Annotated in this window: 14 protein-coding genes; 9 read left to right on the top strand and 5 right to left on the bottom strand. The window is 37.0% G+C overall.

Going from position 1 to position 12741, the window contains the following annotated elements:
• Nucleotides 1–142 precede the first annotated feature (142 nt).
• A complete protein-coding gene (locus tag HDC90_RS19720; RefSeq protein WP_184469440.1) occupies nt 143–928 on the bottom strand; it encodes a C40 family peptidase in 786 nt (261 codons plus the stop codon).
• Between the two features lie 110 nt (nt 929–1038).
• Here HDC90_RS19720 and HDC90_RS19715 point away from each other — a divergent pair, with 110 nt between their 5' ends.
• Complete coding sequence (locus HDC90_RS19715) at nt 1039–1491, top strand: universal stress protein (RefSeq protein ID WP_184469438.1); 453 nt, start codon at nt 1039–1041, stop codon at nt 1489–1491.
• Between the two features lie 319 nt (nt 1492–1810).
• Here HDC90_RS19715 and HDC90_RS19710 read toward each other — a convergent pair whose 3' ends face one another.
• Entirely contained in the window at nt 1811–2161 is a 351-nt protein-coding gene (locus tag HDC90_RS19710) for a 4Fe-4S dicluster domain-containing protein (protein WP_025143125.1), read from the bottom strand.
• A 78-nt stretch (nt 2162–2239) separates the two neighbouring features.
• Here HDC90_RS19710 and HDC90_RS19705 point away from each other — a divergent pair, with 78 nt between their 5' ends.
• From HDC90_RS19705 to HDC90_RS19670, 8 genes are all read left to right on the top strand, one after another.
• The gene (locus HDC90_RS19705; RefSeq protein ID WP_184469437.1) at nt 2240–3256 is read left to right on the top strand and encodes an acyl-CoA reductase; all 1017 of its coding nucleotides are present in this window, start codon (nt 2240–2242) and stop codon (nt 3254–3256) included.
• 78 nt (nt 3257–3334) lie between these two features.
• Nucleotides 3335–5281 carry a T9SS type B sorting domain-containing protein gene (locus tag HDC90_RS19700; RefSeq protein WP_184469435.1) on the top strand — a complete coding sequence of 649 codons (1947 nt, stop codon included), beginning with the start codon at nt 3335–3337 and terminating at the stop codon, nt 5279–5281.
• Nucleotides 5282–5332: 51 nt separating this feature from the next.
• Nucleotides 5333–5536, top strand: a complete 204-nt coding sequence (locus HDC90_RS19695) for a hypothetical protein (RefSeq protein WP_057932355.1) — start codon at nt 5333–5335, stop codon at nt 5534–5536.
• Nucleotide 5537: 1 nt separating this feature from the next.
• Nucleotides 5538–6221 (top strand): cell division ATP-binding protein FtsE, encoded by a 684-nt coding sequence (locus tag HDC90_RS19690; RefSeq protein WP_029278680.1) that lies wholly within the window; start codon nt 5538–5540, stop codon nt 6219–6221.
• Nucleotides 6222–6349: 128 nt separating this feature from the next.
• Nucleotides 6350–6931, top strand: a complete 582-nt coding sequence (locus tag HDC90_RS19685; RefSeq protein WP_184469433.1) for a nucleotide exchange factor GrpE — start codon at nt 6350–6352, stop codon at nt 6929–6931.
• Between the two features lie 94 nt (nt 6932–7025).
• Entirely contained in the window at nt 7026–8180 is a 1155-nt protein-coding gene (gene dnaJ / locus HDC90_RS19680) for a molecular chaperone DnaJ (protein WP_184469431.1), read from the top strand.
• 565 nt (nt 8181–8745) lie between these two features.
• Nucleotides 8746–9462, top strand: coding sequence for a DUF72 domain-containing protein (locus tag HDC90_RS19675; RefSeq protein ID WP_184469428.1), 717 nt, complete (start codon nt 8746–8748; stop codon nt 9460–9462).
• A 322-nt stretch (nt 9463–9784) separates the two neighbouring features.
• On the top strand, nt 9785–10699 hold the full coding sequence (locus tag HDC90_RS19670) for an exopolyphosphatase (protein ID WP_184469426.1): 915 nt from the start codon (nt 9785–9787) through the stop codon (nt 10697–10699).
• 189 nt (nt 10700–10888) lie between these two features.
• Here the strand turns inward: HDC90_RS19670 and HDC90_RS19665 are convergent, their stop codons facing one another.
• The 3 genes from HDC90_RS19665 to HDC90_RS19655 all read right to left on the bottom strand — a co-directional run bounded on the left by HDC90_RS19665 (nt 10889) and on the right by HDC90_RS19655 (nt 12739).
• Complete coding sequence (locus HDC90_RS19665; RefSeq protein ID WP_184469424.1) at nt 10889–11566, bottom strand: hypothetical protein; 678 nt, start codon at nt 11564–11566, stop codon at nt 10889–10891.
• Nucleotides 11567–11617: 51 nt separating this feature from the next.
• A complete protein-coding gene (locus tag HDC90_RS19660; protein ID WP_184469422.1) occupies nt 11618–12184 on the bottom strand; it encodes a nucleoside triphosphate pyrophosphatase in 567 nt (188 codons plus the stop codon).
• 69 nt (nt 12185–12253) lie between these two features.
• Entirely contained in the window at nt 12254–12739 is a 486-nt protein-coding gene (locus tag HDC90_RS19655; RefSeq protein WP_255497764.1) for a hypothetical protein, read from the bottom strand.
• Between the last annotated feature and the right edge of the window lie 2 nt (nt 12740–12741).

Raw genomic sequence — 12741 nt, 5'->3', positions numbered from 1 at the left:
AATATAACACTACAAAGGGTAGACTTAAAGCTACCCTTTTTTATAAACAAAAAAATATTTCTCCGGACAACAGTGAAATAAATTCAGCATGACGATCAAATTAGACAAAGTATCTAAAAAAAATAGGATACATTTTCAGCTATTATTCCACAAAACGTTTGATAATTCTCAGCTTGTGCGAATATTTACCCAACTCTTTATTAAAAACCCCCTGGTCATCAATCGGATCGATTTTTACTTTTGCTGAAGAGTGGATGATTTCATTTGGACTCAGCATAATACCTACATGCGTAATCCTGCCTTCATCGTTATCAAAAAAAGCAACATCACCAGCCTTACATTCAGCTAAAAAACCAACCAGTTCACCTTGTTCGGCCTGCTGTGAGGCATCGCGGTTTAACCTAATGCCCAACATTTTAAATACAGTTTGTACAAAACCAGAGCAATCTAAGCCAAACAGATGCCTCCCGCCCCATAAATATGGGATGTTTTGAAAAAATTTAGCCGTTTCGGTAACTTTATCAGTAAAATCTACAGCACTATTATCATATGCTTCGAAATTCAGTTTAAACTTTTCCTCACCTGCATAACAAAAACCATCTTTTAAAAAAGGAAGATTACTTGCCGGACTCAAATGATATGAACTTCCATCGGCCGCTGTTAACACATTATTAAAACTCAAAGGAGCAAGCAATTTACAATCGTGCATTTTTGCAAACTGGCTTTGGGTAATCGGCGCCAACTGCCTGAAATCCATCCAGCCTTCATAACCGTCATAGCCATTTTGAATGAGCCACCAGCGTTCCTCCTTCTGTATAATTTCTACATGATCGCCAAATAAAAGCTGCGAAACAATTTCTGCTTTATCTGATGCTTCAGCTCTTAAGGGCGCTACAGCAACTCTACAAATACCGTATTGATTTTCCATTTAAATATGCTCGTGAAACTACTGTAAAACTAATAAAATCCATCCATTGCCTAACATTTTGTCTACAAATTTGTTATTTTTATGATGATCACCTTTTAAATAAGCTCGCCATGAATTTTAAAAAGATATTAATTGCCGTTGATAATAGTACCTGCTCAGAAAAAGCGGCAAAAGCCGGTTACGACATGGCTGAAAAATTTGGAGCAGAAGTAGCATTGGTTAATATTATCGAGCCTATCCCAGCCAACGTAAACCCCGATTTAACATTGGCACCTGTATTTCTAGAGACTTACGATAACAGCGAAGAAAACAGCCATATTTTACTAAAAGAAATGGAAACTAAATACGGAAAAGGGATAGCCACTACCTACCTGAGCATTGTTGATACCGCAGCCCATGGCATTATCCAACAATCAGATGAGTGGGGATCCGATTTAATTGTTATTGGCACTTATGGACGCACGGGCTTGTACCATTTTTTAATGGGTAGCGTTGCCGAACACGTAGCAAGGAAGTCAGCTTGCCCTGTTTTAATTATCCCTAATAAATTTGAAGTAGATTAATTGGTTCATTGGTTAGCATGGCACAAAATACTTAGTAACAATCTGTGCATTTTTGACGAAAAAAAACAATTATTATCAAGAATAGATTCTATCGATCATTCCTCCCAACACGGTTGTCATCCTGAGCGGAGTCGAAGGATCTATACTCAGGTAATTCCATGAAATAGTTTACTTGTAGATTTCTCCATCCGCTATGCAACAGTTGAAATGACGATTATTTCAATAAGATCCTGGCATCCAGGTACAAAAAACTGAAAAATACATAAAAACAAAAAAGTCCCACTTTACGTGAGACTTTCATACAAATATCTTATAAAGCTTATCCTTCCTGATGTAACCAAGCTTTTTTCGCCAATAATTCTTCTTCGGTTTCACGAATATCTTCGTCATCTACGCAACAATCAACTGGGCAAACTGCTGCACACTGAGGCTCGTCATGAAAGCCCTTACACTCTGTACACTTATCGGATACAATGTAATAAACTTCATCTGAAACGGCTTCCTGAGCGGCATCAGCTTCAATTTGTTGATTACCAAAATCAATGATACCATTTAAGTTAGTACCATCAGAAAAACGCCATGCAGTACCGGCATCGTAAATTGCGTTGTTAGGACATTCCGGTTCGCAAGCCCCACAATTTATACACTCATCTGTTATTTTAATCGCCATGTTTTCGTCTAATTCTTTTGCTTAGTTTACCTTTGCGATGCAAATATAATATATAATCACTTAATAATAATTCTAAATATGTCAGCATTAACTCAAGAAAAAGCAATAACCGCATTTAACAACCTGGGTAAATTGCTTACAAACCCTACTGACATACTAGGAAATGCATTTTATAGCGCTGAAAGCACTAATGCATGGTTTACCGCAGAAAATGTAAAAAAATCTATTTTATCTTTTGCTGACATGTTAAATGAGGCTGATTTGGCTGTTTGGTTTAAATCGATCAAATTTAGCACATCCCCTAAAAAGGTGGGTTTAATCCTCGCAGGAAATATTCCAATGGTGGGTTTACATGATGTTTTAAGCGTATTGGCCACGGGCAATATTGCTTTAATCAAACTTTCTTCGGCTGACGATAAATTAATTAAGGCCGTAATTACAGAGCTGATTAAAATAGAACCTGCTTTTGATGATAAAATAGAGTATGTTGAGCGCTTAAAAGATTTTGATGCTGTTATTGCGACAGGAAGCAACAATTCATCACGTTATTTTGACTACTATTTCAGCAAAGTACCCAACATTATCAGGAAAAATAGAAATAGTGTGGCAGTTTTGGATGGTTCTGAAAGTTTCGAGGATATTCAAAACCTGGGTAAAGATATTTTTGATTATTTTGGACTGGGATGCCGAAATGTTTCTAAAATATATTTTCCAAAAGGATATGACATTGCAAAGTTTTACGAAGGCATAGAAAGTTTTCAGCCTATTATCAACCACTTTAAATACAATAATAATTACGATTATAATAAATCTATCTATCTGGTTAATGCGGCTAAACACTTCGACAATGGCTTTTTGTTACTAAAGGAGGATGAAAGCTTTACATCGCCTTTGGCCGTTCTCTTTTATGAAGAATATAATAACCTCCAAGAAGTAGAAAATAAACTAAAGGAAAACTCAGAAAACATTCAATGTATCATTACCAAATCGGCTTTAAATGTTAAAACTTTTGGTTTTGGCCAAAGCCAGCACCCAAAACTTTGGGATTATGCAGATAATGTGAATACCATTGCGTTTTTGAATGGGTTAAACTAATATTAGTCTGCAACTTTGCTCATTCATAGCAATTTAGATTTTAAATTTATTTAATATTGCATAAACCTGAGCCAGTAAATGCACTCTCTATCGAAAGCGTTATTTTTTCTTTCTATCCTCTTGTTTGCAAATTTTGCAAAAGCGCAACTTTGTAACGGAACTTTTGGTCAACCGCTCATTAGTCAGACCTTTGGACAGGGAAACAATACCGATAGCTGGTATGGACCATTGGCCCAATATGCACCAGGTGCCACTACTTATACCACTTTTGTTGGCCCTCCGGGAGTAAGCCCACGTAATTTAACGGCTAACCAATCGGGTTTGGTAAAAACGCCAGCTACACCAGGGAATCCCCTTACCATTTATTGGCAACCACATGCTGATCATACCGGAGATCCAAATGGTTTAATGCTTTTAATTGATGGTATAGCAACCCGAACTGTATTTTTTGAGCAACGAATGGACAATTTATGTCCAAATACCACTTTACGTTTATCCATTTGGGTATTAAACACCAATTCGCCTGCTGCTAATGCGCGAAATCCAAATATGATTTTGCGCATAACCGATCCCGATAATAATATATTAGTCGAAAAGCCAACCGAAGATGTACTGCCTGATGGAACATGGCATCAATATTTTATAGACTTTACCAATGGCAACAGCTCAACCATAACCTTACAGCTCGTTAACAATACACTTACAAATAGTGGTAACGATTTTGCTTTGGATGATATTACCGTACAAGCCTGTGGTCCGGCTATCACTCCATTTTTTAACACTAATGCCTCTTTATTAAACATGTGTGAGGGTAATACCAGCAATTTCATATTAGATGCAAATATTACAGCAGGATATACAAACGCTGTTTACCAATGGCAGGAAAATACGGGTAGCGGTTGGGCCGATATGGTTGACAAAACCACAAAACAAGCTGCTATAGATTTTTTGAACCGCATACCTGGCACTTATCAATATCGGTTAATTACGGCCATGAATGGCAATATCAATAGAACTTACTGCAGGGCAGTATCGGAGCCAATAAAGGTCACTGTAAATCCATTGCCAACAGCTATTGCAGAAAATTCAGGACCAGTTTGTATTGGTAGTAACATTCAGTTAAATGCATCTGGCGGAACAAGTTACAGCTGGACGGGCCCGAATCAATTTAGCTCAACAGATAAAAGTCCATCCATTCCCAATGCTACTAAAGCAATGGAAGGCACCTATACTGTTCAGGTTACAGCAAATGGGTGTACATTCCCTGCAACAACAACCGTTGAGGTTTTAGCGCCAATCATTCCAATAACCAATATCCAAAGCGCAACCATTTGTGAAGGAAAATCGGTTCAACTGGAAGCATCTGGAGGTAGTTCTTATCTCTGGACTCCATCCAATGGCCTCTCTAATCCGCAAACATCTAATCCTATTGCTTCGCCAACAGAAACAACTACTTACACGGTAAAGGTTTCCAATAACAACTGTTTTGAAACTGCAGTAATCACCGTCAATGTGAATAAAAATGTAGTAACTGATGCAGGTGTAGATCAAACAATCGTTACCGGGCAATCAACAATTTTAAACGGTAAAGTGAGTGGAGATGATTTTACCTATTTCTGGACACCATCAGATTATCTCGATGATCCTACCAAACTCAATCCCACTGCTACACCAACTAAAGATATTACCTATACTTTACATGCAAGTTCAAATTTAGGCTGTAACAGCAGTAACGATGAGGTTTTTATCAAGGTTTATCCAAAAGTGGTAATCCCCAATAGTTTTACACCAAATGGTGATGATGTAAACGATACCTGGAATATCCCATCTATTGCCTCTTTCCCGGGATCTATTGTTAAAGTAACCAATAGATATGGCCAACTTGTTTATCAAAGTAACGGAACTTTTAAGGGCTGGGACGGAAAAATGAATGGAAAAGATCTTCCACCAGCAGTATATTATTACAGCATTTATTTAAACAAAGATTTTAAAACCTATACTGGCTGGGTAATGCTGATGAGATAAAAAGGACTTCATTCTTTCGCTTATCATTTGGAAATGCTATTTTTGGACACAATGTATATCGTTAAAGTTAAAGGCATAGCCAAAATTCCAGATTACGTACAGTTAAGAGATGACAAGTTTACACTTTTAGCCTATTTTAGGGTTGATAGACCTGATAAATCGCTGGAAAAACTCGGACTTGGCGACAAGCAAGAATACATTATGGAAATGGTTAAAGATTTGCCTTTCGGGCAGATTGCAAAATTAGAAATATAAAATGGCAGGCAATTCAGTAATTCATTTAAGCAATGTTGATGTTTTTCAACAGAAACATCTAGTCCTCTCAAACGTAAATTTACACATCGAAAAAGACGAATTTGTATTCCTTATTGGCCAAACAGGTTCAGGAAAGAGCAGTTTGCTTAAAATATTATATGGCGACTTACATATTGGCAATGGCGAAGGTAATATTGCTGGTTTCGACCTTAAGAACTTAAAAGAAAGCCAGGTACCGTTTTTACGCCGTAAACTGGGTGTAGTTTTTCAGGATTTTCAATTGCTTACCGATAGAACTATTGAAAAAAACCTCGAATTTGTACTTAAGGCAACAGGTTGGAAAGACGAAAAACTAATTAACGAACGCATTAAAGATGTTTTAGACAAAGTTGGTTTGCGTTCTAAAATCAAAAAAATGCCGCACGAAATTTCTGGTGGCGAGCAGCAACGTATTGTTATTGCCAGAGCTTTATTAAATGATCCAGAGATAATCTTAGCTGATGAGCCTACCGGGAATCTAGATCCAGAAACATCAGAAGAAATTGTGACCCTTTTAAAACAGATTAGCCAGGCGGGAACTGCAGTATTAATGGCCACACACGATTACCATATCATCCGTACTTTCCCTTCGCGCATTATTAAATGTGAGAATGGAGTTGTGCACGAGGATGCACAAATTGTATAAAAAATTCTGACATCCGTCAGCTAATCAGCCAATCTGTTCAGATAAATACAAATAAATCTGACAGCTTGGCTGATTTCCGTTTATGGCAAAATAGTTGAGATTAACACAAAAAAATTCAGCCCAGTATTATGTTTAATAAGAAGAAAAATAACGATAAAGAAGAAAATATAATGAATCCTGAAAATACATCAGAAAATACTGCTGAGAATGTAGAGAATACTGATGCTCCTACCGCTGAAACTGAACAGGCACCAGAATTATCTGCAGAAGAGAAATTGCAAGCGGAAGTTCAACAACTTAACGACAAATATTTACGTTTATATGCCGAGTTCGACAATTATAAACGTCGTACACAAAAAGAACGTATAGAATTATTGCAAACTGCAGGTAAAGATGTAATTGTTTCACTTTTACCTGTTTTAGATGATTTTGACCGTGCATTAAAATCAATGGAAACTGCTGCCGAAGTAGCTCCGGTTAAAGAAGGTATATTATTGGTAAGCACAAAACTGAAAAATACCTTGGCACAAAAAGGGTTGAAAGAGGTGGAAAGTATTAGTCAACCTTTCAATACCGATTTCCACGAAGCAATTACCAATATCCCTGCTCCTAGCGATGATCTTAAAGGGAAAGTGATTGACGAAGTTGAAAAAGGTTATACCTTAAATGATAATGTAATCCGCTTTGCTAAAGTAGTAGTTGGAGCGTAAGAAATAATTATTGAATGAGAGAATTTGAATGAGAGAATGCTAATTACCATTCTCTCATTCCGTCACTCAATCATTCAATCATTTTATAAAGAAGATGAGTAAAAGAGATTATTACGACGTATTAGGCGTAACTAGGGGCGCAGCCGCTGATGAGATAAAAAAAGCTTATCGCAAGATGGCGATTAAATATCACCCAGATAAAAACCCGGGAGATAAAGCTGCAGAAGATAAATTTAAGGAAGCTGCAGAAGCTTACGAAGTTTTAAGCAGTCCCGATAAAAAACAGCGTTATGATCAATACGGTCATGCTGGTGTTGGGGGCGCAAGTGGCGGTGGTTATGGCGGTGGCATGAACATGGACGATATTTTCAGCAATTTCGGAGATGTATTTGGTGGCCACAATCCTTTCGAAAGCTTTTTTAGCGGCGGTGGTCAGCAACGCGGTGGTCGCCGTGTTGCCAAAGGTTCTAACCTACGTATAAAAGTTAAATTAACACTTGAAGAAATTGCACATGGTGCAGAAAAGAAAATCAAAGTTAATAAACTAATCGTTTGTAAAACCTGCGACGGCTCTGGTGCAAAAGATAAATCATCGGTAAGTACCTGTGGTACCTGCGGTGGCAGTGGTCAGGTGCGTAGGGTAACCAATACCATTTTAGGCCAGATGCAAACAGCATCTACCTGCCCTACCTGTAATGGTAGCGGTCAACAAATTACTGCGAAGTGTTCAGTTTGTCATGGAGATGGTGTTGTACGCGGTGAAGAAACCATTACCATCAATATTCCTGCAGGTGTAAGTGAAGGTATGCAATTAAGCATGAGTGGAAAAGGAAACGCAGCACCTAATGGTGGTATCCCTGGCGATTTAATTATCTTAATCGAAGAAACACCTCACGAAACGCTTAAACGCGAAGGCAATAATATTGTATACGATTTACATTTAAGTTTTGTTGATGCTGCTTTAGGGATGAGTATAGAAGTACCAACCATTGATGGTAAAGCAAAAATAAAAATTGAACCTGGTACCCAAAGCGGAAAATTATTGCGCTTAAAAGGTAAAGGTTTACCAGAAGTGAATTCTTACCATAGAGGTGATGAGATTATCCACATCAACATCTGGACCCCAAAAGCTTTAAGTAGCGACGAACGTAATACTTTAGAAAAATTACGTGAATCGCCAAACTTTAAACCTCAACCGGGTAAAAATGATAAGAGTTTCTTTGAAAGAATGAAAGAATACTTCGAGTAATTAATTAAATATAAATTGAAAACTGATGTCGCAAGCATCGGTTTTTTTGTTTAATAAAGCATCATACCAAAATCCATGCTTTAGTGAAGTCAAATGTTACCATCTGACTATAGGAAATATCCCAGTAAACATGGACAATCCAATTTTCGCCGTATCAGATGGTAACATCTGACACCACTGGAATTTTAGTCTGTTTTGGGTTACTATATCCATTAAACCTGTATTAATTTCAAAACATGGACGAACTCACTACCGCTTTCAGAAAGTACCCAATAACATCAGTAACATTTGCACTGTATTTAATCGGTTGAGTTTCCCCGATCTTGATTGAGGTTTTCTTTACTTCGACAAAAAATCACGCTGAAAGTAAAGTTCATCATCCACCATTTACCTGATTTTTAACACTTTCAATTTTCTATTTGTTAATCATGTTAATAATAGGTTTTGTTGCGAATAAAAACAACTTCTATTTAAAGTTATCTGGCGATATTGGTATCTCATTAATTATTTTCAATGCAATCTATAACGGATATAAACCTTTCCCCTTATAACCTGTTTTCTATCTATGAAATGGAGAATTGGTTGTTCAGGCTTCTATTACCGCGAATGGAAAGAGGTTTTCTATCCTAAAGGTTTAGCACAAAAAGATTGGTTTAAATATTATTGCGGGCATTTTAATACCATAGAAATCAATTCTACCTTTTATAAAATGCCCACTCAAAAATCGTTCGATAAATGGTATAATGAAAGTCCGAATGATTTTTTGTTTACGATTAAGGCACCGAGGCTAATTACACACTATAAACAATTGAATGAATGTGAGCAGCTGATAAATGATTTCTTGGAGGCTGTTCAAATTGGGCTAAAAGAGAAATTGGGGGCTGTACTTTTTCAGTTTCCGCCGAAGTTCGATTATAGTGCAGAGCGGTTAAATCTATTGATCGAAAATTTAAAACCAGATTTTAAAAATGTGGTAGAATTTCGTCACATCAGTTGGTTTGATGAAGAAATTTATAAAAAACTCGCTAAAAATAAGATCATTTTTAGCGGACAAAGCTATCCTTCTTCCTTACCTGATGAGGCGATTCAGAATACATCAACCGTTTATTACCGTTTTCACGGGAAGCCCGTGCTTTACAAGTCAGAATACGACATCAATGTTATTAAAGCACTCAAAAATCAGATCAAGGATACAGAAAGCGAAATTTTTGTATATTTTAACAATACCTGGGGAGTTGGGGCATTACATAATGCGAAACAATTACAAGATTTAGTAAAATAGGTTCGGAAAGCAATTTAGTGCACATATTAAAGTTAGTCCGGCTATACGCTATAGTCCCGATGAAAAATCGGGAGCTACCGCTGCTATCCCGTTTATTAAGAAAGATCAGTGGTACTATTTAGTGAACCTGGCAATAGTATAAATTTCATATCATTAAATATTTCGCTAAAAGCCACAAGTTCTGAAAAATAAACCTGATAGCAGTGGTATTTCGCTCTACTACCCTTAATTTAGCACAAACGTTAACGGAATTTAACGGATAGCAGGACTATCGGTACCGAAGAGCTACTGCTACTGCTTTCCAAAAATAAAAACATCAACTATGCGCATCGCAGTTATCGACCTGGGTACGAATACCTTCCACTTGCTTATTGCTGAAACAGCAGGAAACCAGCCAGAAATTTTATACAAAACCAATGTACCTGTCAAATTGGGTGAAGGAAGAATTAACGACAATATTATTATTCCGGCAGCCTTTGAAAGAGGTGTAAACTGCCTGGAAACCTTTAGCCGTACCATTGCTAAATACCAGGTTAATAAGGTTAGGGCTACCGCAACTTCGGCAGTTAGAAGCGCAGAAAACGGACATGATTTTGTTGAAGCCATAAAAGAAAAAACCGGAATAAACATCGAAACGATTACCGGCGATGAAGAAGCTGAATTAATTTATCAGGGCGTAAAACTGAGCGGGGCGATAACAGGACTATCCTTAATTATGGATATTGGCGGCGGAAGTGTAGAATTTATCTTGTGCGATCATGAAAAACTGATCTGGAAAAAAAGTTATAATATAGGTGCAGCACGTTTAATGCAGCAGTTTTTTAAATCAGACCCCATGAATGACGCGGATAAAAATGCCATCTTATTCCACATTCAAAATCAATTGGCCGATCTTTTCGACATCTGTGAAAAATACCGCCCTGAAATTTTAATCGGATCTGCCGGAGCGTTTGAAACATTTGCTGAACTCATTATCAGAAAAAATAACCTAAAAACAGATATTAATACCGCTAAAACCTTTGCATTCAATTTTAATAACTACATCGAAACTTCTATTAAACTACTAAATGCTACACATAACGAAAGAGCAAAAATGCCCGGAATGATCCCTTTAAGGGTAGACATGATTGTAATTGCCGCTTTAATTACCAACTATGTTTTAGGGCGTTGCAAAATAAGCCAGCTGGTACTTTCTACTTACGATTTAAAGATGGGTGTTTTGGCTAGTCTGATGTAAAAAAGAAATTGCATCATAACAGCATTTTCAGCTTAAATGCTGTTATGTTAAGCTCAGCCTGTACTGAGCTTGACGAAGTATCGAAACACATCAAAAGTATTTAAGTAAGTCCTTCGACAGGGTCAGGATGACAAATCTATATCTACGATACAACCCCTTGAGCATTGGTTAGCTTAAATTAATTTAGGGTTACTTCTTTTTTGGGGCAATCATTATCTTACCCATAATCATAGGTTCAGCTTTTTTAAGCGTAAGATTATTTTGTTTTTCTTTAGAAAAATCGAGTGTTAGCAGAGCTGCGTATTGGATACTTTCTACCATCAATTGATTCTTTTTTATATCGAAATTATTATCCAAAACAATTTCGTAACGACCATTTTTATCAGTTAAGGCCGTGTATTTGGTATCGAGGATAGATAACCTTATTCCAGCTACAGGCTTATTATCTACCCCGTTAACATAGCCATATATTCTTTTCGGTACAGCTGTTTTTTTATCGTCTATTTTGTGATTTATGCGATTAGTTATTTCAATTGGCGTTTTCAAATTTCCTGCCCGGGCATCCATTACAAAAATACTCATGCCAATAGCGAGTACACCTAGGTATTTCATCCAGTTTCTATTACTTGTTGGTACAATTGATAGGTGAAGGTTAAGCTGGTTTAATTGGCTTTGGCTTAAGCGGCCACATACCGAAGAGCTAGCGCCAGCCAATATACTGATGATTTGGGCGTTGGTATAACCTGAAAAATCGATTACATTTTTACTACAGGCTTTACAGAAATTAAAACCCTCTCCTTTATCCATTTCATCCCAGTTCTGTAAACATGGTTCGGCTATGGTAATTTCGCTCATTCTCGTTTTCATCTTGATTAATTTTCTTAGATGATGAAACTTTTACGAGAATTCCACAAGTGATTAAATAAATTTTAACAGTTCGTTGTAGAGCTTTTCTGTTGGCAGGCCCATTACGTTTGTATAAGAGCCTTCTATCCGTTCTACCACTACAATACCCCACCAATCTTGTACGCCATAACTTCCGGCTTTATCAAAGGGTTTATAATTATCAATATAAAAGTCGATTTCTTCAGCTGTAACAGATTTACAATAAACTTCTGTCCGGTCGTAAAATGAATGAATTCTATCACCTTTAACGAGCGTTACACCGGTAAAAACCTCATGCCTGCTTCCCGATAGTTTTTTTAACATCTCTTGTGCATGCGTTCTATCTTCTGGTTTACCTAAAATTTCTCCGTTTAAGGCTACAATAGTATCGGCGGTAATTACTATTTCACCATTGGCAGTAAAAGCCTTAGCCTTCTGTTCTGAAATGTAAACCGCAATTTCTGCAGGACTTAAACCTGATGGGTAACTTTCATCCACATCTTTTAGTTCGACTTTGAAATCTAAGCCCATAAGCGTTAAAAGTTCTTGTCTCCGTGGCGATTTAGAGGCTAAAATTATAGGAGGAAAATTGACAGGCATATTTTATTTTTCTGCTAAAATAAGAAAAGCGACATAAAGCCGCTTTCTTATTTAATATTTTAACAAGATTTAATTATTTCCACCACCTTGCATACGTTTCTGCATTTCGGCACGCTGCTCTTTTTGCCATGCTTCATATGTTTTTTTCTGATCGTCAGTTAATACAGCAGTAACTTTTGCATCATTTTCAGCACGCACTTTTTGCATTTTCTCTCTCATTGCATCCCTATCAGCACCTTGCATTTCTTCGCGCATTTTTTTCATGGTTTCTGCCTGCTCAGTAAAAACAGCGGTTAACTTTGTTTTCTGATCATCAGATAATTTTAATTTTTCGTCTAACTGTTTTACTCTTTCTTCAGGTTTCATCATCATTCTTCCTTGTCCACCACCTTGTTGCGCGTTAGCGAAACCAGCTATACCTAGCATTAATCCGCAAATCATCATTAATTTTTTCATGTTGTTTTTGTTGTTTTTGGTTAAAATTTGAGCTAGTTGGAGTGCAAAAGGAAATGAAAGTTTAAAGGCATTATGTAACTTACCTGTTGCAAAATCCAATA

Origin of the sequence: Pedobacter sp. AK013 (genome assembly GCF_014205835.1) — a bacterium.
Classification (GTDB): Bacteria; Bacteroidota; Bacteroidia; order Sphingobacteriales; family Sphingobacteriaceae; genus Pedobacter.
The sequence above is the reverse complement of the archived record's forward strand: the minus strand, read 5'-3'. Positions and strand labels throughout refer to the sequence as shown.